The sequence below is a fragment of the Cytobacillus sp. IB215665 genome, from assembly GCF_033963835.1.
Classification (GTDB): Bacteria; Bacillota; Bacilli; order Bacillales; family SM2101; genus Nanhaiella.
In genome coordinates, this window is the sequence record NZ_JAXBME010000005.1 from 243,327 (window position 1) to 269,475 (window position 26,149).

The following is a 26,149-nucleotide window of genomic DNA, read 5'->3' on the forward strand; positions in this document are numbered from 1 at the left end:
TATTTTTCTATTATATAGGACCATATAAACATTCTTGTACAATAGTTTCTATCTTTAAAAACAGCTTATATTTGGTGTTTATTTTATTCTTCTTTCCTTTTAACTGAACTCTTCAAATGACGTATAATATAAATAGTTTATGTGTATGGGGGTGTTGCAGTTTATGTTACACAGAATTGGGTTATATAAAACGTACCTACAAGCGATTAAAGACGGCAACAAAACTGTTGAAGTACGCTTAAATGATCAAAAAAGAAGACAAGTAAAAATTGGAGATACTATTGAATTTATCACTGTTCCTGAAGCAGATGAAACACTAAGGGTAAATGTAACAGGGCTAAAAAATTATCATACTTTTAAAGAAATGTACGAAGATATTCCTTTAAAGGATTTCGACTGTGAAGGTTGGACGATGAAAGATTTACTCGAAGGAACATACGAAATTTACACGCTTGAGCAAGAAGAACGATGGGGTGTTTTAGCGATTTCTATTAAAGCAATTAAATAATAGCAAGAAAAACCAAGAGGTTAGATAATTGATGAAAGGCGGAGCTGGATGATGGATGTAACTGAGTTTCAACAATGGGTTAAGGAATACTATGAAACAAGAGGGTGGTCTGAGTTAGATATATTTATTAGAATTGGTTTTCTAGCAGAGGAAACTGGTGAGGTTGCACGAGCGATCAGATCCCTTGAAATAGGAAGAGATAGACCAGATGAAGTAAATGGGACATTTGAGGAAAATAAACAAGAATTAACGGAAGAATTGGGTGACGTATTAGGAAACTTAATTGTTATCGCTAACAAGTACGATATTTCTTTGGAACAAATTTTTTATGAACATAAAAAGAAGCTATCCAATCGCTATACGAATAATTAAGTGATGGTAGTTTTATAAAATGAAAGCTAACAAACGGAAAGAGATCAATGTTAAGAGGTTGGTGACCAACAATACATAACTCAATATTAGAAAAGGTTTCAGCAAAATACGGAGTGAATCCTACATCATTGAAGTTATTAGGAGGATTCGATCAAAATGTTTATGAATGTAAGGCTAAAGGTAGCAATTTTATATTAAAAATTCTATCAGGAACTAAATATGATATTTCTTCAGTAAAGCAAGAGTTAGCATGGATGAATTATTTAGCTGATCATGGGTTAAACATTTCTTTACCAGTGCGGTCTGTAAAAGGTAAGATCATTGAAGAAATGCAATGGGAAAGTGAGTATTATATCGTCGTGGCTTTCGAGAAAGCATATGGCTCTGTTCTTGCTAATATTAATTTAGCTGATTTATTGACTGTAAGGAAATGGGGAGAAGTTATGGGGAGGATGCATCATGTTGCTAAATTATATCCTACCTCTGGAAATAGCTTTCTCGTTAATAAAGAATGGAACAGTAACAGTATTTTTACGGAATATCCATTAATTGAGAACAAAGTATTAGATAAGTGGCAAACATATATAACTGAGTTACATTTGTTAGATAAAGATATTAATAACTATGGAATAATACATAATGATCTTCATCATCATAACTTTCATGTGCATAATGGTGAGATTATCCTATTTGATTTTGGAGATATTGAGAAGAATTGGTTTGCATATGATATCGCAATTTCGTTATATCATGCCGTGCAAACTATTCCTTCATCTGAACAAATAAGAAGAAGAGATTTTACTTTGCGTTTTTATGATACGTTTATGTCAGCGTATACTAATGAAAATTTACTTGATAAACATTGGTTTGAAAAAATACCTTACTTTCTCGATTACAGACAAATTTATTCATATGTATATATTTCAAAATATATGAACATCGATCATTCGAATGAGAAAGTAAACAAAGTTCTTAAAAAAATGAAATATGATATTGAACACGATATACCATTTATAGATTTTAACTTACATAGTGGCTAAAAATTATAGGCTCGCAGAAGCTTGATATATGATGGGTAAGGGGGGATATATGATGCAAAGCTTAAATGATAACGAGGTAAATAGTGATACCATAGAAACCACTCGCCTATACTTGAGGAGAATAACTCATAACGATATTGAATCACTATATAAAATCGTCAAGCAAAACGAAGTTGGAATATGGTTAGCCAGGGGAGAGGGAATGTCTCGTGAAGAGACAGAAAACTACGTGGAAAATATAGTAAGCCACTGGAATCTATATGGCTTTGGTGTATGGGCAGTTATACATAAAGAAACCGACAAGCTTATCGGCCATTGTGGTTTAAGATATATAGACGATACAGAAGATGTTGAAATACTCTATCTCATAAATCAAAAGTATTGGGGTAATGGTTATGCAACAGAGGCAGCTAATGCAGCAATAGATTTTGCTTTTAAGTGTTTAAGAATTGAAAAATTGTTTGCTAGAGTTAGAACAACGAATGAGAAGTCGATGAATGTACTAGAAAAACTTGGATTTACGTTCCTCATAAAAAAAGATTACAATGGTCGTATACTATCATACTTTGAGTTGAATTCTACTAGATAGGTATAAATAAACTAAATGTGAGCAATATTAAGTCAACAAAATGACCTAGTATTGCTCATCTTAATAGCTCGATTGGAAAACATTGTGAGTAAAAAAATATAGAATATAAATAAAGTTTGTTATAAGATAATATTATAAAATGATAACGTTTACATAAAGAGATAAAAAGGTAGGTGAGTAAATGTAAGAGAAAACAAATAATTGTAGGCTTAATAATGTTAACGTTTACAATTGTGTTTATAAAATAAATATATATAAGGTGGGGAGATAGCACATGTTTAAAAGAAATAGTAAAACTCTTCGTTCAATAGCGGTGTTTTTTCTTATATTCTGTTTAACTTTTACAAGTTTTGTTGGGATAGACAAAGGTATTGCAGCAGGTGAATCCGTTCAAGTTTGGCTTACAACCCCTGATGAAACTAAATTACTTGAGCAACAAGAAGATATTACGTTTACAAAAGATAGCTCATCGGCAGATATTCATATTGATGAAAATATTGAATACCAAGAAATGGATGGGTTTGGGGCTGCTGTTTCAGGCTCTTCAGCGTATTTGTTGAACCAATTAAATGAGAGTGATAAGGAACAAATTTTAAATGATTTATTTAGTGAAAAGGGTATTGATTTAAGTTTTGTACGTCAAACAATTGGTGCATCGGATTTTAATCTAAAAAGCTATACGTACAATGATATGCCTGAAGGTGAAATAGATCTAACCTTAAGTCATTTTACAATTGACGAAGATCGAATCAATGTTATACCTGTTTTACAACAAATTAAAAGTATTAATCCACAATTGAAAATTTTAGGTACACCGTGGAGTGCACCAGCGTGGATGAAAGAGAGTGGTACTTTAAATGGAGGGAGCTTGGATCCTAAATATTATCAGTCTTATGCGGATTATTTTGTTAAATACCTTCAAGCATATGAAAGTGAAGGATTACCAATTTATGCTGTGACAGTGCAAAATGAACCTCATCATGAAACAACTAGCTATCCAAGTATGTATATGGATGCAAATCAACAAATTGATTTCGTGAAAAATTATTTAGGTCCTACCTTTAACTCAGAAGGAACGGATACAAAGATTATTGCCTGGGATCACAATTGGAATGAATTTGATTATCCAATTCAAGTGTTAAATGATGAAGAGGCAAATTCTTATGTAGCAGGAAGTGCATTCCATTGTTATGCAGGTACACCAGAGTCACAATCTGCAGTGTATGAGGCACACCCAGATAAAGGTATTTGGTTTACTGAATGTTCTGGTGGGGAATGGGCAACTGATTTTGGTGATAATTTAAAATGGAATATGTCTAATATTGTAATAGGTGCAACGCGCAATTGGGCAAAGTCAGTCTTACTTTGGAACTTAGCACTAGACGAACATTTTGGTCCGATAAATGGTGGATGTGTTGACTGTCGTGGTGTTGTTACAGTAAATCAGGATACTGGAGATATTGTTAAGAACGTAGAGTATTACGTGCTTGGACATATTAGTAAGTTTGTAAAACCAGGGGCAAAGAGAATAGAGTCAAATGAAAATACGGAAATAGAAAATGTTGTATTTAAAAATCCAGACGGTTCAAAAGTATTACTTGCCATGAATAGTACAAATGAGCAAAAGACGTTTAAAGTAAGGTGGGGGACACAAGCGTTTGAGTATTCACTTCCTGCTGGTGCAGTAGCTACCTTTACATGGAACGGTGAACAGGAAGGAAATAGTGGAATAGTAGAACTTTACCCGTATCAACAAATGGAAGCTGAAAACTTTTCTTCAATGGAAGGTGTTGCAACTGAATCAGCAAATGATATAGGTGGTGGGTTAGTAGTTGGTCAAATTGATAATGATGATTATGTAGTATTTAAAAATGTTAATTTTGATGATGGTGCCAAACTTGTCAAAGCAAGAGTTGCTACAGAAGCTGATGGAGGACAAATAGAGTTTCGGTTAGGAAGCCCAACAGGCACATTGATTAGTACAATAGATATTCCGAATACAGGTGGCTGGCAATCATGGATAACTAGTTCTGCCCAAGTTGAAAATGCAATTGGTGTACATGATTTGTATATTGTGTTTAAAGGCGGCTCAAATGGTATTGGTAACTTTAACTGGTTTGAATTTTCAGCAACGAATGAAATTACAAACGAAGTTAATCCATTTGAAAGAATTGAAGCTGAAAACTATGATACATTGTTTGGTATTCAAACTGAAGGAGCTAATGATGTTGGTTATGGTTTAAATGTTGGGCATACAGATGACGGGGACTTTATCGGATTTAACAATGTTAACTTTGGAAGTGGTGCAATATCTGTTGAAGCGAGAGTAGCTACAGATGCCGATGGTGGAGAACTTGAATTTAGATTAGATAGCCCAACTGGGCCTGTTATTAGTACTATAGATGTTGAAAAAACGGGTGGTTGGCAATCATGGGTGACAAGATCAGCAAAAGTATTAGGGGCAGATGGTGTTCATGACCTATATGTTGTGTTCAAAAGTGAAACTGGTGGTATAGGTAACCTAAACTGGTTTGCATTTTCGGATGCCATACAGGATAATCCTACAATAAGTGCTTTTGAACAAATTGAAGCTGAAAACTATGATACACAGTACGGTGTTCAAACTGAAAATTCTAGTGACGTTGGTGGAGGCCTGAACGTTGGTCATACTGATAATGGAGATTATATAGGTTACAGCAATGTTGACTTTGGTGAGGGAGCTGTATCTGTTGAAGCAAGGGTAGCAACTGACTCTGAAGGTGGGATGATTGAGCTTCATCTAGATAGTCCTACTGGAGATTTAATTGGAACAATTCATATTACGAAAACAGGCGGTTGGCAGTCATGGGTAACTGAATCAGCTGAAATATCAGGAGCAAAAGGTGTCCATGATTTATATCTTGTATTTAAAAGTGAAACTGGAGGCATAGGTAACGTAAATTGGCTTACGTTTATTAATCCAGCTCAGCAGCTACAGCAACATATTGAAGAGTTCAAATCTGATTCAATTCAAATGGAACAATTATCAGCAATGATCGTAAACAGTGTCATGCTAGGTGAAGTCTATGGAGAAGAAGTGAAAATCTTACTTCAAGAAGCTTTTTTAGCTGAAGAAACTGATAATGAAACGGTTATCCATGTTCGAAATATTACTGAGCATATCGAAAGAGATTTAGAGCGTATGGTAGGAGAGCTAGATAAAAAGAATTTTGACAGTGAAAAATATATTAGTAAGATTGCAAAAGAGCTAGAAAAACTGATTAACAAAACATCCTAATATCTTTTAAACTAATCATAGTAGCCACTTTATTATAGCAATAATAAGGTGGCTACTTTAATGTTAAATAACTAGCTTAACAAAAGTTTTAGCCAATTAATTTTGTGTCATTGCTACTATTATGCTTATCAGCGATTTGATAAATATAATCAGCATCACTAGGATATCCTTGTTCTAGAACTTGTCTATTTTTACCTACATACATAACATAAGGTACACTACTAATCCCAATATCATCATAAACCTTTTTACTATTCACGTAATGTAACCCCTCTTTTACAAAATGATCGAAGTATTCGCTATTTTCTTCCTCAGCATTACTATCTACAACAACCATCGTAAAAACATTTTGATATTTATTTAAACTACTATTCAAATGAGGGTAAATAGATTTACAAGCGCTACAGCCTGGTGAAATGAAAACCAATAGAAGGTCCTGATCTAAGTTTTCATCGACATAGAGAGTAACTTCATCGTTTAAATCTGATTTAATTTTCATATTAGGGATTTTATCGATTTTCTTAGGGGTGAACCCTCCTTGAAATGATTCTACATACTGTATATATCTTCCTATTAGCTTGAGCATTCTAATATTAAGGATGACAAGAGAAAGTACGATGATAAATAGAACAATAATTAACACAATCCATTTCGTATCCATTCTATTGAACTCCTTCTTCTAATTGTTTAATCTTATTCATGCTTTCTCTATATTCAGAGAATAGGTAAAAAAATACTGTGATTAAAACACTTGAAAGTAAATATGGGATTAATCCAACCTGCCATTCAATGGATATAGGATAATTAACCATTAGTATCAATAAAGAGACAAAGATTAAATTCCTAATAACAATAGCTCCAGATAATTTATGTGAATGTAAAATCCCTCCACAGCCACAATCCATTTTTTCATTACTAGCCATCAAATTTATAATAATCCCAAAGCAGTATATAACCAATAGAATGATTGCAGCATATACTGTCGTCCTAAAATGAAGGTTTATCATAAAACTGATTGGAATAAATACTTCCGCAATAATAAGAAAAATAGTGAGAATATTACCAGAAGTTTTGGAAAGGAATGCCAGGGTTTTCACAATTGTAGCATGTTCTTTAAAATTAGTAATCTTACTAAAGGCTGTAGAAAGAAACATGATGACAAAGAATAACTGACATATTAAGGAAAAACTAGTCATATAACCACCTATTAACATCATTTTATTTGTACCAATCTAATTGCATTTGATACATTTGAGCGTATTCGCGATCCAAATTCATTAAGTCTTCATGACTACCTACTTCGATTATTTCACCATCTTGCATCACAAAAATTTTATCTGCTAATCTTGCAGAGGCCATTCTATGAGAAATAAAAATGCCAGTTTTTCTTTTTGTTAGGTTATCAAATTGGTTGTACACTTCTATTTCTGCTTTTGGGTCAAGAGCTGAGGTTGGTTCGTCAAGAATGAATATTTCACCTTCTTTATATAAAGCTCTTGCAATCGCAATTTTTTGCCATTGTCCCTCTGAAAGGTCTTCTCCTTCTAAAAATATTTTCCCTAAGACAGTTTCATCTCCATCTTTCAGTTTTTCCGAAATTTTATTAACATTTGAGATGCTCGTTACTGCTGTTAATTTTTGTGTATCTTCTAGACTATCCAGTACGATATTTTGCTTTAAGGATAAATTATATTTCATATAATCCTGAAAAATCACCGTGATATTCTTATATAGATCAGTTGCATCTATCTCTTGAATATTTACTCCATCGATTAATATTTCACCTTGATTTATTGGATAAAGCCCCATCAAACAGTATATGAGAGTTGTTTTTCCAGACCCGTTTTGTCCAACGATTGCTATTTTATCACCGTACGCTATTTTAAAACTCACATTTTTCAAAGCTTGTTGTTCACTATATGGGTATTTAAAGGAAACATTTCGAAATTCTATACATGATTGAAACGAAAAAGGTTTTTTTTCTTTAACCTCAGGCTGAATATAATTCGTATCTTCAAAATCTAGAAATTCAAAAAGGTCTCTAATGTATAGTGTTTCACTGTAAATTTGTCCGATATTATATGAAATATCAGTTAAGCTTCTCTCAGCAGCCTGTACTGATTGAAGGATACTAACAAAATCACCTATTTGAATCGACTTATTTCTTACAAACCTCAACAAGAAAATACTTACGATAAAGTAAAGAACGGAAGATAACACATTTGTACTTATATTTGCAAATTCTCGAGATTTTATAAGGGCTAAATATTCTCTATTAATTTTCTTGAACAGATAAGACCACCTGTTAAGAAAAAAATCTTTTAGATTAAATAATCTAATTTCACTTGCACTTACCCTATTTGTGAGTAATGCAGCGAGATACGATTGCTCTCTGGCATTGGGAGTTTGATACAAATGCATTAAAAACTCTTTTTTACCGTATTTTATACGTATGTATATGATCGGTATAACAATGACTAACACAATGACAATTAGTAACCAATGATATGTAAATAAAAAAATAAATAAACTGGTGAGGGTGATTATCCCTTGAAAGATATTCAACGTAGACAGAACGGGTGACATTAACCGAATGCCCTTATTATACTGAATTCTTTCAAGATGATTATGAAATTTAGCATTTTCAAAAAATGCTAAAGGAGAATTTACCGATTTCTCTGAAACCATTTTTTCTAAAATATAATCTAATTTTTTTTCGTAGCGAGTATTTATATATAGCTGAATATTCACTACTGATTTTTGTAATATAAAAATCGCTAATTGGAAAGATAACAAAAACCATAACTGGGTGCTATATATATCACTATTTCCTTGTAGTACAGATGAAATAAAATTGATAATTTCCTTCGACAGCCATACGATTATAATTGGAATTAATCCGGTTATAATAGCGAAAATAAGAGAAATAAATACCCAATACTTTGCATGTTTAAAAATAAATAAGAATGACATTTTGAAGTAGTTTTGATTCATGGAGTCTCCTCTTGCTTAATAAAAAAATAGTAGATTACAAGATAAAGACTGATAATTACTAGTAATTATCAGTCTTTAAATGCTTACAATAGTTATTAAACATAAGTATATGAAATAACTATAATAGACTGTATGCAGAAAAGCATAGCTATAATGTTGTAATTAAATTCTTACACAGTGACATTCTTTTCGGCCAGTATCAATGTTAAATCCACAAACTTCTTTAAAGCCACAAGCGCATTTTGGATCACCACATTCACCTTGAAGTGTAACTTTACCCGATAATAACCCTGCTAATTTTGCTAACATGTAAATTTCCTCCCTCTATGTAAAAAAATGTTTACATCCCTTATAATAATATAATTGGTAAATGCTTAAAAATTCCATATTTTATTATGAGAGTCTATTAGAGAAGTATTTTCCAGCATTTCCTTCCGTTTCCTCAAGTTTTTAAACGACTTAATAAATATATTTATATTTGTATTATTTATAAATAACAATAATTAAAGCGTAGGATGGTTATATACACTAATAATGAAATTGTTATATTCATACAACAATAAAGAAAACTCCTACTACATTCAGGAGAATTGATCTAATATCCAGTAACAACAAAGTTCATGAAAAGAGCTATGAATTGTAGCTCTCTTCACATAAAATATATAAAATCATTGTGGAAAGTAGATTAGAAAAAAGTCTTTTCTCTTGCAATTCTACCTATTGGTAGGTAAAATGTGCATAAGCAAGTGATATTGATCTTTTGGTCAAATTAAAAACAACAGGAGGAATGCAAGATGTTCAAAGATAAAGTGGTAATCATTACAGGTGGTGGCTCTGGAATTGGAAAGGCTACGGCTAAGAAGTTTATCGGTGAAGGTGCGAAAGTAGTCATAAATGGGAGAAGAGAAAGTATCTTAACAGAAGCAGCGAAGGAACTTGATCCTACAGGTAAAAACATTGCATATGTGGCAGGAGATATAAGTGTTAAAGCTACGTCTGAAAAATTAGTTACAGTAGCAGTTGAAGAATTTGGAGGTGTGGATGTACTAGTTGCTAATACTGGAATCTTCACCCCAACTAGTTTTTTAGATCACACAGAAGATGATTTGAACAGTTATATTGATGTGATCGTTAAAGGTACCTTCTATCCAGCACAGGTAGCTATCCCTGAAATGAAAAAACGTGGAGGTGGCGCAATCGTCAATACTGGTTCAATGTGGGCAATTCAATCAGTAGAAGCGACACCATCTACTGCATATTCAGCAGCAATGGCAGGCAGACACGCACTTACTAAAAACTTAGCTGTAGAATTTGCTAAGGATAACATTCGTGTGAATGCAGTTGCACCAGCTGTGGTAGAAACACCAATTTACAACACATTTATGTCTGAAGAACAAGTTTCTAAAACATTACCTACCTTTAATGAATTTCATCCAATAGGAAGAAATGGTCAACCAGAGGATGTAGCTGAGGCAATCCTATATTTAGCTAGTGATCGTGCATCATGGGTGACTGGTGTAATTATGCCTTTAGATGGTGGGGCGACAACAAGGTTAAGATAGAACATGATGTTATGCTAGTGTCTTAATACTAAATTTTGTTACACATATATAAGATTACTCTTGATAAAGTGTATGTAACCGTATGTAAAGTCCTAAATTCGAGCCACTTTATTTCTGTTAACTAGAATAAAGTGGCTAGTTTAATAGTCATCATTGCCATCAGCACATTTAATAAAGAATTTAGGTAATAGAAGTTCTATATTCAATTTAAAACTATTAAATAATAAGTGAGCTAAACCGCTTGTTATTCAGCTATTTCTGTAGGTAGGTTTACCCCTAAAAGTTTTTTCGTTGTAGACGAAATGATACATCAACCTCATGCCTTCAGTTTTTATAGTTCAATCTATACTTTTTAAACAATCTATTATTCGTTGAATTTTGGTATGTCAAAAGTCATTAAGTGGGAGTCTTCTGACCAGGAAATCATAAAACGACTTGCTATATATTTATAACAAGCCGATATATTTTAGGAAATTAATTCTTTAAAAGCAGCATCAAGACTATTGTTTTTACCAATGTTCGTAAACTCTTTATAATCTCCTTCAAATATGATTTTTCCTTTTGATAGGAAAAATATTGCACAATTTGCTTTCAAATATTCTAAATCCTGCATGATGTGTGTAGACATTAGAACTGTTGTGTCTGCCCTTTTTGTAAGTAGTTGAATTCTCGTTAATATACGCTCTCGAGCGTGTGGGTCAATACCTGCGGTAGGTTCATCAAATATATAAAGCTTCCTTTTTAATAACGTTATGGCCGTTACATGAAGCCATCTTATTTCACCAATGGACATATCACCTATTTTTGTTTGCCACAGCCTAGTTACCATATCTTTATCAAAAGTGTCCATTCCATCTATGAAAAAAGGTTCTTTCGTAATTTTGTAATTCGTACTATGGTCAGTATGAAGGTAGAGCCTGAAGATATCTTTTCCTGTTATTGAATAAGGCAATAAGGTGCTTTGAGTCATATATAAAATATCTTTTTGTCTAGGTGTATTTTTTATTTCATTTGGCGATTTTATGGAACCAGATATTAAATCAAACAGCGTAGTTTTTCCGCTACCATTAGAACCTAATAATACATTAATTTTATTAGGTTTAAACTTGATATGAAGCTGATCGAGTATCTTTCGTTTTATTTTTGACTTTTTGTATTCATAAGTTAGATTTTCAACTGTAATCATGTCCAATTCTCCTAAGATCTCGAGTTTAATGCTGTAATCTTAAATGATTTGTAGGAATAGAACCCAATAGTCAAATAAACACCAAGCAATAAAATCGTAAAATACATATTAATATAGTTAAAATCATTTTGAAATAATACTGACATTAAATAGTTTTCTAGGTTAAGTACAACATTTACAGGGTTAATAAGACTTAGATAAGCAGGGACATCTATAGATAGACTATTGTTAAAGGATGTCATAAATAACAAAAACATAATAATACTTGCAAAAGTAATTAAAGATTCTTGCTTTATAGGAAGAACTAACAAGAAGAGACAGAGAAATGTTATAGGAATAAAAGAGACGAGTAACAAAACGACACCTAATAACCAAAATTTCAATGTAAGATGTGTGCTTCCTAAAAATAGTATGGAACTACAAATTGTAAAAGTAGATATAGATAATATTGCAATTGTAAAGAATGACAAAAATAATCCAATTATAATAGGGAGTTTACTTCCCGTAATAAAGAAAAATCTTTTTAAAAATCCTTGTTCTCTCATTTGAATTATATTCGTACATACATTAAAAGCTGTTAAAATGATGATTAGTGCTATGTAACCTCCAAAATACATTAAAAAAACACTTTCGCTAGGCTTCTCAGAAAGGAATTTCATATTATAAAGAATAGCCGTAAGCAATGGGAACAGAATTAGCCACATAAGTGTTATCTTACTATTGAAATTAACCTTATTAAACAATAAGTAGAACTCTCTAACCTTATTGAACATATGTAAAAGATCTCCTTACAATATAATTTGTGTAGGTAAACTCTATTTACGTTGTTGCCATTTTATAAGCAATTGTATTTATAAAAAATATTCTTACAATTTTAAATTCGAGGTAAATTATACCACCATAGAGTAGTTGTATCAATATAATATTTATTGAAGAAAAACTCTTTTCGTTTCCTATTCTGATATTGTTAAAGAAAGGGGTTTTTAATTGCTGCAATCATTTAATAGAAGCAGAGAAGCCACGAATACTAGTTGTATAAGCAATGTTATTATTTATAAATATATTAATCTAGGCGAAAGCAACTTTAATTAAGTGTGAACAGTTTTAGTTAGTAAAGTTGGATTGGACTATTGCAGCAGTGAGCAAGCATGAAAAGGACAATGTTTTGAGAGAGAGGAAAGAATTATGACTTACGACTTTACAAAAATGTCACAAAAACAAGCGGAGGATATAGCGTTCAATTGGCACTATGATGGAGAGTATTCCTTTTATGACATGGAAGCAGATCAAGAAGATTTAGCTGAGTTTTTAGATGCAAACAAACGTAGAGATTATTATTATGTAGTTAAAAGAAAAAATGAAATTATCGGGTTTATGAGTTTTACAGAAACTGGTACAACTATAGTCGATATAGGGTTGGGACTGAAGCCTGAATTAACTGGGCATGGTTTAGGTTTAGATTTCTTGAGAGCTGGTCTGAACTATGCTAAAACGAAATATAAACCGCAAAAAATAACTCTTTCAGTTGCTATATTTAATAAACGGGCAATTAAGGTCTATAAGAAGGCAGGTTTTGTAGAGGGTAGGACTTTTGAACAAAATACAAATGGTGGGTTATTCGAATTTATTTCCATGGAATATAATTGTTCATCGAATAACTAAGGAGGTATTTGTACACTCCTTAGTTAAGCTATTTCAGTTTAATTTAAGGCGTTAAGCTCATTTGACGATTCGCTTAGCTTACCATCTTTGATATATCCAACACGTTAACATAAATCTAACATACGCTGATCATGCGTAACCATAATGGCAGATTTGCCTCTTGATTTTACTTCATCAGCAAGTATTTGTACGACAACTCTTCCTCGTTCAGAGTCTAGGTATGAGCCTAAATAAAACACATTACATATTACTTGGATTGGGTGGAGGATAATTTTTATTTCATACATACAACAACGCTAAGGTTCACATTTTAGAAAATGGAATAGGGGGATACGCATGTTTATTGTCAATGTTGAAGGTGCTATTAATAAAGATGGAAAGTGGTTAATGATTCGTCGAAGTATGAAAGAAGAGCATGCAGGTGGTGAGCTCTCTTTAGTTGGTGGAAAGGTTGAAAGAGAAGGACATTGTACAGATATTTTAGAAAAAACTCTAATGCGAGAAATATTCGAAGAAGTTGGAGTTCAAGTTACAATTGTTGGGTATGTAAACAGCTCGTCGTTTGTTACCGATCTTGGACAGCATGTAGTAGATATCGTATTTCTTTGTGAATATGAATCTGGCAAGCCATTTGCAAAAAGCCCTGATGAAGTAGACGAGTTAATGTGGTTGACTACGGAACAAATTATGAATCAAGAAGGATTACCAGATTATTTAGTTGAAAATATTACACTAGCTGATTCCAAGCTGCGATTGTCGAAGGTTTAACCGAAGTTTTTGTTGACCATTTTTTCAGGTGGAATATTCTCTACCTGAATTTTTAATTTTTAAGTTCAAACTCATGTAATTAACTTATATGTGGTAAGAACATCGAATTTGTTTTAAAAGACTGTTTACGCATTAATTGTTGCTTACACAACTAGCGTTGTTCGTGGCATCTTTTCATCTGTACAACGAGGAAGAACAATGTAACACCACTTTTTATGGTACTAATTCGGTAACAATAACAACACAGTTTACGAGAAGAGCCTGTAAAAAAATAGTAGCTTACTATAGTTAGAAAGGCTCTATTCAGAGAGGGGGAATTTAGTTGAATCCAGCTATTATTGCATTGGATCTTGATGGAACATTACTGAATAATGAAAGACACATTACTAATAGAAACTTGCAAGCTGTGCTTAATTGCTATAATAATGGTAAAAAAATAATTATAGCTACAGCAAGACCTCCACGTTCAGTCAAAACCTTTTTACCTACAGTGTTACGAGACGTATCATCATTTGTTTACTATAATGGTGCTCTTGTTGTTGATCACTTAACACATTTTGAAGAACATATATCTATATCGAAGAAAATAACTGCTAAGATCTTTGACTATTGCTTAGACTACGATCAAAATTGTTCTGTCAGTGTTGAAGTACGAGATAAATGGTTTGCAAATGAAGATATTTGTGAAGCTTCAATATTCAATGTTAAACATCGTCCACGTATTTTACCAGTTGAGCAATTAAAAGGGCTTGAAGCAACAAAGCTGTTACTTACAGGTTTCAATGATGCTAAGAAGCTACAGGAGCTGTTCGGAGAGTATGTTAAATTAATCGTGACAGACAATGGTAAGCTCATTCAAATAATGAATAAAAATGTATCAAAGAAAACTGGGATACTAAGATTATGTAATCATTTTAGTGTCAAACAATCGGATGTAATTGTTTTTGGAGATGATTATAATGATTTGGACATGTTTAATATGAATGGATACTCTATTGCAATGGCAAATGCTGTCGAAGAACTTAAAGAGATAGCCGACGAGGTAACGGATACTAATGACAATGACGGAGTTGCAAAAATATTGGAGAGAATGGTAAGATAGAAGGAATTATTTGGAAGGTTTGTAAGGGCTGAATTCATTTACTATTGGATAAACATTAAACGCGTAAGTGCTAGATTGATTGGAGGTATTTATGTGAGACAAATCATAGCATTAGGTGGGGGTGGTTTCTCCATGGAACCTGATAATCCCCTGTTGGATCAGTACATATTAAAGCAATCTATAAAACCAAAGCCTAGCATTTGCTTTATTCCGACTGCTAGCGGGGATGCAGAAGATTATATAGAGAGATTTTACCAGTTTTTTCATAAGCAAAATTGTAACCCATCCCATTTATCTTTATTTAAGCCACAAACAAGGGATTTAGAGGGATTTTTATTGAAGAAAGATATAATTTACGTGGGTGGAGGTAGTACTAAAAACTTATTAGTATTATGGAAAGAGTGGGGGCTCGACCACATCTTGAGAAAAGCTTGGAACAAAGGAATTATATTAGCTGGTATTAGTGCTGGTGCAATATGTTGGTTTGAGGAAGGTGTTACAAGTTCGTTTGGAGAAGGGCTAGAGTCTATTAAATGTTTAGGTTTTTTACAAGGAAGCCATTGTCCTCACTACGATGGAGAAATAGATCGGAGACCAGCGTATCACAGATTAATTAATAGTGGAGACATACAAGGCGGTATTGCTGCAGATGACGGAGTTGCCATTCATTTTATTGAACAAAACGTAAATAAAATTATTAGCTCAAGGCCAAATGCAAAGGCTTATCAAGTCTCTTTGAATAAACACAATATAGAGGAAGAGTTACAGACATATTTTTTAGGCTCTTAAGAAATAGCTGTAAAAATGCTTATCTATCTTAGTTAAGCTCTCACAATGATTTAAAGAGTTAAATAGAATAAAGAATTGCTACTAGTAGAATATATTCTTTATTTACACAAAATCATTAAAAATACGCTATCAAAATCTTGTAAGCCTTGACTCATCTCTCATTTGTATATTACAAATTGAACGTGAAAGTATTTGTTTCTTACTATCCTAGTAACTATGGAGGATCAATAATGAAGAGGTTTGTCGGCTTTGTGATGGTAATAATTGGATTGTTTTTTGCAACTTCATGCGGTTTTAATTCTGCGACAGAAAATACTGAAATAGCAACCAAAGCAGAAAGTACTGAAAAAGAAATTGTGACAGAAAATACTGAAATAGCAACTAAAGCAGAAAGTACTGAAAAAGAAATTGCGACAGAAAATACTGAAATAGCAACTAAAGCAGAAATTACTGAAAAAGAAACTGCGACAGAAAATACTGAATTAGCAACTAAAGTCGAAAATGCTGAAAAAGAAACCGCAACAGAAAATGTTGAAATAGCAACTATGACAGAAAATTTTAACAAAGAAGAGGTCAGGGAAAATATTATAAAAGAAGAAATACATGAAATAAAGGAGGACAATGCCAAGAAACTTGAGGTTATGTTATATTATGGTGCAGGTTATTTAAATGTTTCTAATGGTGCAAAAGGTTGGGCAGAAGGAATTTTTAAATATGAAGATGTAGAAGTTAAGCCAGTTGTTTCATATGACTTAATTATGGACAAAGGAACAATAACAGTAAAACAACCTGACAAAGCTTCAATTATTGATGGTTTTAATGATTTTTCTGGTAGTCAAAATAATAGATGGGATATTAATTTGTCAGATGAAATCCCAATGGACCTTAATATTAATGCGGGGGCAACATACACTGAGTTAGATTTACGTGGTTTACAATTAAACAATTTAAATATCAATTCTGCAATTGGTGAACTGACTATTGACTTAAGTGGTGACTGGGAAAAAAGTTTTGACGTTACTCTTAAAAAAGCTATGGGAAGTACAAAAATATATTTACCTTCTGATGTAGGAGTTAAAATTAACTCTAATAAAGGATTTCAATCAACAAATTTAAAAAGACTATTCTCAAATGCAGATGACTTTTATGTAAATAATGCTTATGATAATGCAGATGTTATTGTTAATATTAATACAATTCTCACTACTGGCGATATAGAGTTTATAGTTAAGTAGGAAGATAGAGAAAATTGATCTTATCATACATTCTAATATCTATTAAGGCACTTGGATCTAGACGAGAATCTATTGCCATTTTATCGTTGTAGCTCCCAAAAGGTCTCAGTGTACGGTCAAAGCCAATTTGTAATTATTTGTATACTATAAAGGAACATAAGCTCAGATTACTACGTGTGCTATATGTTGGTTTGAGGAGTATGTCACAGCTTCGTTTGGAGAAGGGGTAGAATCTAATGAATGTCTAGTTTTTTGGAGCCCATGCCCCATTTTGTTGGTGATAAAGATTGAGCATAACATAAAGTAAATGGTCAGCTGACATGAAGTGGGGACTCAGATTATTATATTGAACCTAGATTAAACGACACTTAAGTGGTTCTGTTGAATCAATCTGTTATCGAAGTTTAGAAATTAATTTTTTGAGCACAAGGCCTTAGACGTGATTTGTCTAAAGCTTTTATGAGAAAAGTGAAAATTTATTATAATTCAGAGCGTAAATCATTCAACTATTTGTGTACTATGTTTTAAAATCCTCTCTTTATTTTCATATAACCATAAGAACATTTTTTTATTTGCGTTAAATAAGGTAGGTATATTCATAAAAAATGCCATGAAAATTGTTTGTATGGATAACATCACTAATGCAACAGACTTTCTTTCTATTTCACTTAAAGGGTTTACTGCATGATAACTTGCAAACAAGTTTTTAATAAAATCAAACCACTTTTCCCTCAAAGGTTCATCAGAAAATATTTCGTTTCAATACACTTGTAGAGCAGTAGCAAATATCAAATAACCTAACATTATGCTCAACGATATCAAAATCTACAAAACCAGCAAGTCTATCCTTTTGAATAATTACGTTAAAAATATGTGCATCCCTATGTATTAATTGCTGTGGAAAATCATGTATGACATTTTTAAAATTGATCTGGAGAGTATGATATATACTTGTTAAATCTTGGTTTTCTTCATTTTTTAATATTTCATGAACAGCCCAATCGAATACTTGGTTGTACAGGTTCTTTTTGGGGAATTGTAAATCATTACTTACTTGTTTTAGTACTTGATGCAATTGAGCTATGCTACTTCCAAGAAGTTCAGGTATAGTTGTATTTTTTACTGCATCAATTGCTTTAAATGTTTGACCATCAAGGTAGTTGTAAATACAATAAACAACATCATCAGAACAGTAATAATATTCTCCTCCATTTGTTTGAATGGGTAGATGTACCTTGAAATCTTGTTTATCTATACTTAACAATAGCTTTATTTCATTTATTGTTTTTTCTACGCTTTCTTTTTGCTTTAATACATATCGTTTTCCATTATTAGTAGTTATAAGAGTTGCTCTTTCTGATAGTTTTGCTGAATTTGAAATCTCAATTCCCCAATTAGATGACAAATCACTAAGATGCTTTATAGACATTATCTCACCTCAAAAGTTAGTAGGAGATGTTCAAAATGCATGTTAATTTTGTAACGGGTATGCATTGAGTGAGAGGTAGTAAAGGGACTTAGTCATTTTGCTTAAGCTGGAAGTCACGATATTCCTCTTTGTTGAACATATACCTCATGCTTGTATTTCAATTATTGAACCAATTTCTCCTGCTAATATTTGTATGAAAATTAGTTAAGATACAATCAAGTATTAATATCCGCTTGCTTATCCTAACAGGATTTAAGAAATTATTATTGAATAGTAATGTTAGGAAGGTGATTATATGACCAAAAGAATAATATTAGACAAGATGTTTCCAAAAGATTGGGAACAAGTAAAGGGCATATATCAAGAGGGTATAAATACTGGCAATGCCACATTTGAAGATAAAGCTCCAATGTGGGAGGAGTGGGATCGTAATCATTTGAATGAATGTCGGTTTGTTGCACGGGATGGTGACGAGGTTTTAGGTTGGGCTGCGTTAAGTCCAGTTTCAAGTAGATGTGTGTATAATGGTGTTGCTGAAATAAGTGTATATGTAAGTAGTGCTAGCCAAGGAAGAGGGATTGGATCGAAACTGATGGAAATGCTCATTAAATCGAGTGAAGAGGAAGGGATATGGACGTTACAAGCGGGAATCTTTCTTGAGAATACTTCTAGTCTTGCACTACACAAAAAAGCGGGGTTTCGAGAAATTGGTATTCAAAAGCATATTGGCAAAATGCAAGGTAGGTGGCGTGATGTCATTTTATTAGAAAGAAGAAGTCGCAAAGTAGGAATTTGATAGTATTGTAAATTCACAATACTATTACAGGAGGATAAGAAATAATTGGATAAATTAATTCATGAAGCTCTTAAGCACTATACGCTAGATAAACATACAGTAATTATTGAAAAAGAACTACATCATAACAGTTGGAATAATGATCTTCATTACAAAATAGTTGCTGGTGGAAAAAGATATTCTGCAAGGTTTATTAAAAAAAGTCGTTCCCCTCATCATGCCTTTGGTTTATTAAATGAGACTATTATGATGGAGCAAATTCGTTTTTGTAACTATCTTGTTGATAATCAAATTCCATTTATGCGTGTAAAACAAACTTCAAAAAATGAACCATTTATATCTCTCAAATGGGATAATAACCTATTGTTGTTTGTTTTGTTTGAATGGATGGAAGGTATACATATCACTCATTATAATGAATACCTTGCAAGTAAATTTGGAAGAGTGGCAAGGCGTATTCATGATGTGTCAAGTGACTTTCATAGTGATTTGTTACTAAAAAAATCACACCTTCATGGCTATAGGGATTTTATCAAGAAAATTCATGAAAATGTAGCTACAGCATCTATTTCAAAAAAGCATCTACAGATAATAAAAGATTATGTCATGCTAATTGAACATCACATTGAAAGATCAACGGTAGGGAACTATGAATTTATTGTACAGTCGGATTTAAATCCTTTAAATATACTTTGGGATGAGCAAAGAAGTTTAAAAGGAATCGTTGATTTTGAATCAATAGGGTACGTAGATAGAGTGGAAGGTTTAGCTTGGCTCGTTAAGTGGTATTCAAGAACTGACGGAGTACATTCTCATAAGATGTCATCTAATGTAGCAGCAGCTTTTATAGAAGGCTATCGTGCAACGGATATATTAGATGATAAAGACTTTGAGCGGTTAAGGTCATTAATATGGCTCTCAGGTTGTATAAATTGGAATTTCACTAAGAAAACTATAAATATACTAAATCACGACCCAAATTTACTAGAAGAACATTTACAAATATATATAAAACGTGGAGAAAGTTTATTAGCTTTACTCAACTGAGCTGATATTTCAGATTATTAACAGGTGCTTATCGAGATTCTTTTAAGAAACGGTACAATTATTAGAGAAGCACATGTGAATTTTTTGGAAAGAGATGATTTACGCCTCCTCCTTTTCTTGAAAGATTCTGGACAGCTTGTTGCTTCCTCCGGATTACATAGAATCGATTGGTCTATTCCAAAGTTTGAAATAGGATACTGGTTGATTTCACGTTTCACTAGTAAGGGCTATATGACGGAAGCCGTGCAAGGAATTACTAATTTTGCTAAAAATGAATTGAAAGCGAGAAGAATTGAAATACGCTGTGATTCAAGAAATGTTAAAAGTAGAGCAATTCCAGAACGCTTAGATTATACGTTAGAAGGAATTGTAAAAAATGAGAATGGTGCTATTGATTCGAATGAGTTGAGAGATACTTGTATATACGCTAAGGTGTTCTAAAAGTCGAAAAACCGATAACAGCTTGATATTGACCATAAAAAAGTTCAAATTGACCCAATAAAATCAGTATTTGACCCGAAAGTTGCATAATTTGACCGATAAACATCTGAATTTGACCCAATAAAACTGTGAAATCTTAATTTACACTAAATGTTGACATAGTACAGTCTAGTATGTTATTTAATTAATAGGTTAGCACTCAAATGGTTTGAGTGCTAAATGTATGACCAGTATGTTTTACATATATTAAAAATTAAAGTAGGATTGTACTGAAAGGAGAGGTTTATATGACTGTAAAGCAGTTTGAAGCAGAATCGAAAAGGTTATTAGAGATGATGATTAACTCCATCTATTCACAAAAGGAAATCTTTTTAAGAGAATTAATTTCCAATGCGAGTGATGCGATTGACAAAATTTATTATAAAGCATTAACAGATGATACGATTACTTTCGAAAAAGATAATTACTATATGAAGGTAGTCATTGATAAAGAAAATAGAATATTGAAGCTTTCTGATACTGGTATTGGTATGACGAAAGAGGAGCTAGAAAATAACCTAGGGGTTATTGCGAAGAGCGGTACGTTAGCGTTTAAAAAAGAAACTGAAATTAAAGATGGCCATGATATTATAGGTCAATTTGGTGTAGGGTTTTATTCAGCATTTATGGTAGCTGACGTTGTCACTGTTATTACGAAGCCATTAGGTAGTGAAGAAGCATACAAATGGGAATCTCATGGGGCAGATGGATATACGATTGAGCCTTACGAAAAAGATGAAGTAGGAACAGATATTATTTTAACAATCAAAGAGAATACAGAAGATGAAACGTATGATGAATACTTAGAAGAGTTTCGATTAAAATCTATTATTAAAAAATACTCGGATTTCATCCGTTACCCAATAAAAATGGACGTTACCGAACAAAGACCTAAAGAAGGTAGCGAAGACGAATTTGAAGATGTACAAGAAGAACAAACGCTCAACAGCATGGTTCCGATTTGGAGAAAGAATAAAAGTGAGCTAACCGACGAAGATTACGAGAATTTTTATGCTGAAAAACATTACGGCTTTGATAAGCCGCTAAAACATATACATATTAGTGTTGATGGTGCAGTTAGATATAATTCGATTTTATTCATCCCACAACAAACACCATATGACTATTATACAAAAGAATTTGAAAAGGGCTTAGAGCTGTATTCCAATGGTGTTTTAATTATGGAAAAATGCTCAGATTTGCTGCCTGATCATTTTAGTTTTGTAAAAGGGATGGTCGACTCTGAAGATCTATCTTTAAATATTTCTAGAGAGATTTTACAGCATGATCGTCAACTAAAGCTTATTGCAAAAAATATTAAGAAAAAAATAAAAAGCCAATTATTAAGTTTACTTAAGGACGACCGAGAAAAATATGAACAGTTTTATCAATCTTTTGGTAGACAATTAAAATATGGTGTGTATAGTGAGTATGGCACACATAAGGAAGAACTGCAGGATCTCATCATGTTCTATTCTTCAAAAGAGAAGAAGATGGTAACACTAGATGAGTATGTGTCAAGAATGCCAGAAGATCAGAAATATATTTATTATGCTGCTGGAGAAACACACGACAGAATTGAAAAGCTACCACAGACAGAGATGGTACTAGATAAAGGTTATGAAATTTTATATTTCACTGATGATATAGATGAGTTTGCTATTAGAATGTTAATGAATTACAAAGAAAAGGAATTTAAGTCTATTTCAAGTGGTGACTTAGGAATTGATTCTGATGACAAGCAAAACGAGGATAATCAAGAGGAGGAAAGCAATAAAGACCTCTTCGAATATATGAAAAATATATTATCAAGTAAAGTGAAGGATGTTAGAGTATCAAAACGATTAAAGACGCACCCTGTATGCTTATCAACTGATGGTGAAGTAAGTATAGAAATGGAAAAAGTCCTTAATGCAATGCCTGATAACCAAAATATTAAAGCTGATAAAGTGTTAGAGATTAATATTAACCATGATGTGTTCCAATCATTAAAGAGTGCTTTTGAAACAGATAAGGAAAAAGTAGACTTATACACAAACCTGTTGTATAACCAAGCGCTTCTAATTGAAGGGTTGCCGATCAATGATCCTGTAGAGTTTACGAATGATATGTGTAAAATCATGGTATAACAAAATGCTTGCTCCCTTTACTCGTATTGTAAAGGGAGTCTTTCATTTAGGGAAAAGGTTATTGAACATGACAATACTGTTCAGAATAGGAGCTAACAAATGACTTCAATATGTTTAATAAGACATGGAGAAACCGATTGGAACAAAAAAGGCATACTTCAAGGGACAAAAGATACACCACTAAATAGCAATGGTATTATACAAGCTCACCAATGCAGTGAGTTTTTGAAAAACTCTCAATGGGACATACTGGCTACAAGCCCATTACAAAGAGCAAAGCAAACAGCACAAATAATAAATAACAACCACAACATTCCACTTATTGAAGTGAAAAAGTTTATGGAAAGGCATTACGGAGATGCAGAAGGGATGACTGTTGAAGAAAGAAATACTAAATTCCCAGATCAAAAATATAGAGATCAAGAAACATGGACCGATTTACAAGAACGATCCATGGAAGGACTTTATGAATTACATGAAAGGTTTACGAATCAAAAAATATTGCTTGTTTCTCATGGTGCAGTCATCAATGCCATTTTAGCTACATTGTCTAATGGCGAGATTGGAACTGGAAAAACGGTTTTAAGAAACACCTGTATGAATCACCTACATTTCCATGGCAAATGGAGCATAGAGCAATATAATGTTGTTTCACACCTTTCTCAGTATAACGACCAAGAAAACATTGTTCATTACTAAACAATGTTTACGCATGAGGTTCGTTAAAATTCAACTACATAAGTTTGTCCTATGAATATTTTTAAAACGTTTAGCGTAATGTCTAAGCGTTTTCTTTTTTTTAAAAAATTTATTGCTCTATTTAATTAGAAAGGTGATTTCATGGATAGATTGTTTTAGCATGGATTGGTACTTCTAGTTCATAGATATGAGCACGTATACACCTAGCGTTCGCGGCACCTTACTATTAAATATATTGAGTTCTCATTAATCTCATCGTATTTCCCCCTGTTAGGAAAAATAGTAACAAAGCTTACGAAAAGAACCTCTGTAAAATAATAACCCACAGGAAATTAGCGTGATTTTAGAATGAAAAAAATAAAATCAACCAAAATAAATAAGAAAGTAACTTCAATAATACAGAAGGAGTGAATTGACTAATGATGAAACATAACAAAATTAACGCAATGATTGTGGTTCTTGTGTTATTTGCTGTACTAGCTGGTCCTATAAGTACAAGTGCGAATAGTAAACATAAGGCTCATACGGATTGTTACACTAAATCGGTAGTGAATTTAAAATTTGACCTACGTAACCTCTGGATAGACCATACTGTCTGGACGAGAAATTATATCATTAGTGCTATTGCGGAATTAGAAGACAAAGAAAAAGTACTTGCTAGATTACTTCAAAATCAAGCCGATATTGGTAATGCTATAAAACCATATTACGGAGAAGATGCTGGTGAACAGTTAACAAAACTACTTACTGAACATATTGAAATAGCAGGAGAAATTATTGATGCTGCAAAGAGAGAAGATAAAGAGGCGTTGGAAAAATCCACTAAAGAATGGTATAGAAATGCTGATGATTTAGCAGTTTTTCTAAGTAAAGCAAATCCGAACTGGAAAGAGGAAGAATTAAAAGAATCTCTGTATGAACATTTGAAATTAACAGCCGACGAAGTTGTCTCAAGGTTAAAAAAGGATTGGGACGCTGATATAGCTGCTTTTGATGCAGGGGAAAAACATATCATCATGCTTGCAGATGTGCTTGCTAAAGGGATTATTAAACAATTTCCTGATCAGTTTAACTCCGGACATTAATATTTGCCAACAAAAGATGAAGTGTGGTGTCTCAATTCGTGAGACACCACTTTATTTTAAATAAGACATGAAACTCTTATTCAGTTAGCTCCATCTTTTATGAAAGGAGTACTGGTGGATGAAAGGGTTCCATTGCGTTAGTTATCTCATTGATTAGCCACGAATACGATTTGTGCACAAATTAGTATAGCCAAGAAGTTATCTTGATCTGAAAAGTCTGTGGTTAAATCTTAACAACATACTTATAATCAGCTCGTAATGCTTCATGCCATTTCTCTTCTAAGTCTTTAATTCTGTTAGTGTATTTATTTAATTCATTGTAGTTCAATACAATTTCCTCTTCAGGCTTTATTTTCTCCAATATTTGAAAAGAAAAGTTGTCTTTACCATAAGAATCCCATTCTTTTTGTAAATCCTTATTGAAATGAGTTTTAAACTTTAGTTCAAATTGATGGCGGTTAATGATCTTATCTAAATCCATACTGCTTCCAATATACATTTTGCTGTTTACAAGGTTCGTTATCGTGTATACACCCATCAAAGTATGGGTTTGTTTATAATCTCTTTTCAATTGCTTTTTGTCCATATGAAGACCTCCTTCAATATAAGGTTATAGTTTTACTGATGACCAGCTAAGTAAGCAAGAAGAAAAGGTACATGCTCATATAAATCTTAGTTTAAAATGACGTAATTTATGTCAATAATAACACAGACATAAAATATGTCAAATATAAATGTATGAAGAAACTGTAAAAACTAGTTGATGTTGACTTTAAAATCTTTTACGATTACAATCGAAAAAAATTAAGATGAGGTGAATTATATGTATCAGAGGCTATTAAACTCAAAAACTGTATTAGAATATTTAGTTGTTCGTAACGAACAATCTTACACCCAAATAGGAAAGCTATTAAATATTACACCTCAACAATTTTCTGACTGGATTAAACTACGTAGACCTATACCAAATGAAAGGTTAAAAAGTTTATGTGACTATTTTGAAGTTCCTGCCGATATATTAGTAAATGAGAAAAAGTTTGCAAAACCTCTTGATCCAATAACAAAAATTGACGTGGAAATGCTTGAGGTAAATAAAGCAACTAAAGAAGAAGATTCTATAATTTTGAAGGATAAATTAATTGAGCTTCAAAAGGAAAAAGCGAAGCAGGTTAGAATTCTCCGTTTAACGACTATGTTAAATGCTGACAATGATCAGTTAAATGCAGTAATTGATATTTTTTTGGACCAACTAGAAAATATTGAAGAAAGCGAAATAAATCTACTTCTAGAAAAAATTCGTGTTTAAACCTGTTAGAAATCCTATCCTACAAAATTAGACGGTGTTAGTTATAGTAGAGATATTAAAACAAATATGAGAAAATAAAGAAAAATAGGGAAAT

The 26,149-nt window shown here is 32.5% G+C and carries 25 protein-coding genes and 2 pseudogenes; 18 read left to right on the top strand and 9 right to left on the bottom strand.

The features are described 5' to 3' along the window. Positions 1-163: 163 nt before the first annotated feature. From SLH52_RS09360 to SLH52_RS09380, 5 genes are all read left to right on the top strand, one after another. Positions 164-508, top strand: a complete 345-nt coding sequence (locus tag SLH52_RS09360; protein WP_320208996.1) for an ASCH domain-containing protein — start codon at positions 164-166, stop codon at positions 506-508. Positions 509-559: 51 nt separating this feature from the next. Next, on the top strand, positions 560-880 hold the full coding sequence (locus tag SLH52_RS09365; protein ID WP_320209103.1) for a MazG-like family protein: 321 nt from the start codon (positions 560-562) through the stop codon (positions 878-880). Positions 881-1,008: 128 nt separating this feature from the next. Then, the gene (locus tag SLH52_RS09370) at positions 1,009-1,920 is read left to right on the top strand and encodes a phosphotransferase enzyme family protein (protein WP_320208997.1); all 912 of its coding nucleotides are present in this window, start codon (positions 1,009-1,011) and stop codon (positions 1,918-1,920) included. Positions 1,921-1,969: 49 nt separating this feature from the next. Beyond that, positions 1,970-2,509 (top strand): GNAT family N-acetyltransferase, encoded by a 540-nt coding sequence (locus SLH52_RS09375; RefSeq protein ID WP_320208998.1) that lies wholly within the window; start codon positions 1,970-1,972, stop codon positions 2,507-2,509. Between the two features lie 274 nt (positions 2,510-2,783). Further along, positions 2,784-5,786, top strand: coding sequence for a carbohydrate-binding protein (locus SLH52_RS09380; RefSeq protein WP_320208999.1), 3,003 nt, complete (start codon positions 2,784-2,786; stop codon positions 5,784-5,786). 88 nt (positions 5,787-5,874) lie between these two features. Here SLH52_RS09380 and SLH52_RS09385 read toward each other — a convergent pair whose 3' ends face one another. From SLH52_RS09385 to SLH52_RS09400, 4 genes are all read right to left on the bottom strand, one after another. Then, entirely contained in the window at positions 5,875-6,447 is a 573-nt protein-coding gene (locus SLH52_RS09385) for a TlpA family protein disulfide reductase (RefSeq protein ID WP_320209000.1), read from the bottom strand. 1 nt (position 6,448) lies between these two features. Further along, complete coding sequence (locus tag SLH52_RS09390; RefSeq protein WP_320209001.1) at positions 6,449-6,982, bottom strand: MauE/DoxX family redox-associated membrane protein; 534 nt, start codon at positions 6,980-6,982, stop codon at positions 6,449-6,451. A gap of 22 nt (positions 6,983-7,004) precedes the next feature. Then, positions 7,005-8,780 (bottom strand): ABC transporter ATP-binding protein, encoded by a 1,776-nt coding sequence (locus tag SLH52_RS09395; RefSeq protein WP_320209002.1) that lies wholly within the window; start codon positions 8,778-8,780, stop codon positions 7,005-7,007. Positions 8,781-8,942: 162 nt separating this feature from the next. Continuing rightward, positions 8,943-9,089: a hypothetical protein gene (locus SLH52_RS09400; RefSeq protein ID WP_320209003.1), complete on the bottom strand. Its 147-nt coding sequence runs from the start codon at positions 9,087-9,089 to the stop codon at positions 8,943-8,945. Positions 9,090-9,574: 485 nt separating this feature from the next. On the opposite strand from SLH52_RS09400, the gene SLH52_RS09405 reads away from it, so the two are divergent. Then, positions 9,575-10,342, top strand: a complete 768-nt coding sequence (locus SLH52_RS09405; protein WP_320209004.1) for an SDR family oxidoreductase — start codon at positions 9,575-9,577, stop codon at positions 10,340-10,342. A 466-nt stretch (positions 10,343-10,808) separates the two neighbouring features. Here SLH52_RS09405 and SLH52_RS09410 read toward each other — a convergent pair whose 3' ends face one another. Beyond that, positions 10,809-11,528 (bottom strand): AAA family ATPase, encoded by a 720-nt coding sequence (locus SLH52_RS09410; RefSeq protein ID WP_320209005.1) that lies wholly within the window; start codon positions 11,526-11,528, stop codon positions 10,809-10,811. 11 nt (positions 11,529-11,539) lie between these two features. Beyond that, positions 11,540-12,301: a hypothetical protein gene (locus SLH52_RS09415; protein ID WP_320209006.1), complete on the bottom strand. Its 762-nt coding sequence runs from the start codon at positions 12,299-12,301 to the stop codon at positions 11,540-11,542. Between the two features lie 412 nt (positions 12,302-12,713). On the opposite strand from SLH52_RS09415, the gene SLH52_RS09420 reads away from it, so the two are divergent. After that, positions 12,714-13,190, top strand: a complete 477-nt coding sequence (locus tag SLH52_RS09420) for a GNAT family protein (RefSeq protein WP_320209007.1) — start codon at positions 12,714-12,716, stop codon at positions 13,188-13,190. 104 nt (positions 13,191-13,294) lie between these two features. On the opposite strand, the pseudogene SLH52_RS09425 reads toward SLH52_RS09420, so the two are convergent. Next, a pseudogene (locus SLH52_RS09425) lies at positions 13,295-13,408 on the bottom strand (hemin ABC transporter ATP-binding protein); the annotation flags it as partial. A gap of 118 nt (positions 13,409-13,526) precedes the next feature. Between SLH52_RS09425 and SLH52_RS09430 the strand changes: the two are divergent. The 4 genes from SLH52_RS09430 (at position 13,527) to SLH52_RS09445 (ending at position 17,084) form a co-directional block, all read left to right on the top strand. Next, a complete protein-coding gene (locus SLH52_RS09430; protein ID WP_320209008.1) occupies positions 13,527-13,958 on the top strand; it encodes an NUDIX hydrolase in 432 nt (143 codons plus the stop codon). A gap of 322 nt (positions 13,959-14,280) precedes the next feature. Then, a complete protein-coding gene (locus tag SLH52_RS09435) occupies positions 14,281-15,060 on the top strand; it encodes a Cof-type HAD-IIB family hydrolase (RefSeq protein ID WP_320209009.1) in 780 nt (259 codons plus the stop codon). 93 nt (positions 15,061-15,153) lie between these two features. Beyond that, a complete protein-coding gene (locus SLH52_RS09440) occupies positions 15,154-15,849 on the top strand; it encodes a Type 1 glutamine amidotransferase-like domain-containing protein (protein WP_320209010.1) in 696 nt (231 codons plus the stop codon). A gap of 230 nt (positions 15,850-16,079) precedes the next feature. Next, complete coding sequence (locus SLH52_RS09445; RefSeq protein WP_320209011.1) at positions 16,080-17,084, top strand: toast rack family protein; 1,005 nt, start codon at positions 16,080-16,082, stop codon at positions 17,082-17,084. Between the two features lie 742 nt (positions 17,085-17,826). Here the strand turns inward: SLH52_RS09445 and SLH52_RS09450 are convergent. Next, entirely contained in the window at positions 17,827-18,513 is a 687-nt protein-coding gene (locus tag SLH52_RS09450; RefSeq protein ID WP_320209012.1) for a phosphotransferase enzyme family protein, read from the bottom strand. A 295-nt stretch (positions 18,514-18,808) separates the two neighbouring features. Between SLH52_RS09450 and SLH52_RS09455 the strand changes: the two genes are divergently transcribed. The 6 genes and pseudogenes from SLH52_RS09455 to SLH52_RS09480 all read left to right on the top strand — a co-directional run bounded on the left by SLH52_RS09455 (position 18,809) and on the right by SLH52_RS09480 (position 24,749). Next, the gene (locus tag SLH52_RS09455; RefSeq protein WP_320209013.1) at positions 18,809-19,309 is read left to right on the top strand and encodes an N-acetyltransferase family protein; all 501 of its coding nucleotides are present in this window, start codon (positions 18,809-18,811) and stop codon (positions 19,307-19,309) included. Between the two features lie 45 nt (positions 19,310-19,354). Beyond that, entirely contained in the window at positions 19,355-20,356 is a 1,002-nt protein-coding gene (locus SLH52_RS09460; RefSeq protein ID WP_320209014.1) for a phosphotransferase enzyme family protein, read from the top strand. A 60-nt stretch (positions 20,357-20,416) separates the two neighbouring features. Further along, a pseudogene (locus tag SLH52_RS09465) lies at positions 20,417-20,797 on the top strand (GNAT family N-acetyltransferase); the annotation flags it as partial. Positions 20,798-21,084: 287 nt separating this feature from the next. After that, on the top strand, positions 21,085-22,965 hold the full coding sequence (gene htpG / locus SLH52_RS09470; protein WP_320209015.1) for a molecular chaperone HtpG: 1,881 nt from the start codon (positions 21,085-21,087) through the stop codon (positions 22,963-22,965). A 99-nt stretch (positions 22,966-23,064) separates the two neighbouring features. Beyond that, the gene (locus SLH52_RS09475) at positions 23,065-23,664 is read left to right on the top strand and encodes a histidine phosphatase family protein (protein ID WP_320209016.1); all 600 of its coding nucleotides are present in this window, start codon (positions 23,065-23,067) and stop codon (positions 23,662-23,664) included. 419 nt (positions 23,665-24,083) lie between these two features. Then, on the top strand, positions 24,084-24,749 hold the full coding sequence (locus tag SLH52_RS09480; RefSeq protein WP_413785504.1) for a glycosyltransferase: 666 nt from the start codon (positions 24,084-24,086) through the stop codon (positions 24,747-24,749). Between the two features lie 223 nt (positions 24,750-24,972). Here the strand turns inward: SLH52_RS09480 and SLH52_RS09485 are convergent, their stop codons facing one another. Beyond that, the gene (locus SLH52_RS09485) at positions 24,973-25,335 is read right to left on the bottom strand and encodes a GIY-YIG nuclease family protein (RefSeq protein ID WP_320209017.1); all 363 of its coding nucleotides are present in this window, start codon (positions 25,333-25,335) and stop codon (positions 24,973-24,975) included. Between the two features lie 237 nt (positions 25,336-25,572). Between SLH52_RS09485 and SLH52_RS09490 the strand changes: the two genes are divergently transcribed. After that, positions 25,573-26,055, top strand: coding sequence for an XRE family transcriptional regulator (locus SLH52_RS09490; protein WP_320209018.1), 483 nt, complete (start codon positions 25,573-25,575; stop codon positions 26,053-26,055). Positions 26,056-26,149: the final 94 nt, after the last annotated feature.

Excerpts from the sequence above, each read along its gene's own strand:
- SLH52_RS09375 (WP_320208998.1), top strand. The coding sequence starts at position 1,970 with ATGATGCAAAGCTTAAATGATAACGAGGTAAATAGTGATACCATAGAA.
- SLH52_RS09390 (WP_320209001.1), bottom strand. The coding sequence starts at position 6,982 with ATGACTAGTTTTTCCTTAATATGTCAGTTATTCTTTGTCATCATGTTT.
- SLH52_RS09450 (WP_320209012.1), bottom strand. The coding sequence starts at position 18,513 with ATGTCTATAAAGCATCTTAGTGATTTGTCATCTAATTGGGGAATTGAG.
- SLH52_RS09365 (WP_320209103.1), top strand. The coding sequence starts at position 560 with ATGGATGTAACTGAGTTTCAACAATGGGTTAAGGAATACTATGAAACA.
- SLH52_RS09445 (WP_320209011.1), top strand. The coding sequence starts at position 16,080 with ATGAAGAGGTTTGTCGGCTTTGTGATGGTAATAATTGGATTGTTTTTT.
- SLH52_RS09400 (WP_320209003.1), bottom strand. The coding sequence starts at position 9,089 with ATGTTAGCAAAATTAGCAGGGTTATTATCGGGTAAAGTTACACTTCAA.
- SLH52_RS09490 (WP_320209018.1), top strand. The coding sequence starts at position 25,573 with ATGTATCAGAGGCTATTAAACTCAAAAACTGTATTAGAATATTTAGTT.
- SLH52_RS09405 (WP_320209004.1), top strand. The coding sequence starts at position 9,575 with ATGTTCAAAGATAAAGTGGTAATCATTACAGGTGGTGGCTCTGGAATT.
- SLH52_RS09475 (WP_320209016.1), top strand. The coding sequence starts at position 23,065 with ATGACTTCAATATGTTTAATAAGACATGGAGAAACCGATTGGAACAAA.
- htpG (WP_320209015.1), top strand. The coding sequence starts at position 21,085 with ATGACTGTAAAGCAGTTTGAAGCAGAATCGAAAAGGTTATTAGAGATG.
- SLH52_RS09485 (WP_320209017.1), bottom strand. The coding sequence starts at position 25,335 with ATGGACAAAAAGCAATTGAAAAGAGATTATAAACAAACCCATACTTTG.
- SLH52_RS09360 (WP_320208996.1), top strand. The coding sequence starts at position 164 with ATGTTACACAGAATTGGGTTATATAAAACGTACCTACAAGCGATTAAA.
- SLH52_RS09380 (WP_320208999.1), top strand. The coding sequence starts at position 2,784 with ATGTTTAAAAGAAATAGTAAAACTCTTCGTTCAATAGCGGTGTTTTTT.
- SLH52_RS09395 (WP_320209002.1), bottom strand. The coding sequence starts at position 8,780 with ATGAATCAAAACTACTTCAAAATGTCATTCTTATTTATTTTTAAACAT.
- SLH52_RS09430 (WP_320209008.1), top strand. The coding sequence starts at position 13,527 with ATGTTTATTGTCAATGTTGAAGGTGCTATTAATAAAGATGGAAAGTGG.
- SLH52_RS09480 (WP_413785504.1), top strand. The coding sequence starts at position 24,084 with ATGATGAAACATAACAAAATTAACGCAATGATTGTGGTTCTTGTGTTA.
- SLH52_RS09420 (WP_320209007.1), top strand. The coding sequence starts at position 12,714 with ATGACTTACGACTTTACAAAAATGTCACAAAAACAAGCGGAGGATATA.
- SLH52_RS09455 (WP_320209013.1), top strand. The coding sequence starts at position 18,809 with ATGACCAAAAGAATAATATTAGACAAGATGTTTCCAAAAGATTGGGAA.
- SLH52_RS09410 (WP_320209005.1), bottom strand. The coding sequence starts at position 11,528 with ATGATTACAGTTGAAAATCTAACTTATGAATACAAAAAGTCAAAAATA.
- SLH52_RS09385 (WP_320209000.1), bottom strand. The coding sequence starts at position 6,447 with ATGGATACGAAATGGATTGTGTTAATTATTGTTCTATTTATCATCGTA.
- SLH52_RS09415 (WP_320209006.1), bottom strand. The coding sequence starts at position 12,301 with ATGTTCAATAAGGTTAGAGAGTTCTACTTATTGTTTAATAAGGTTAAT.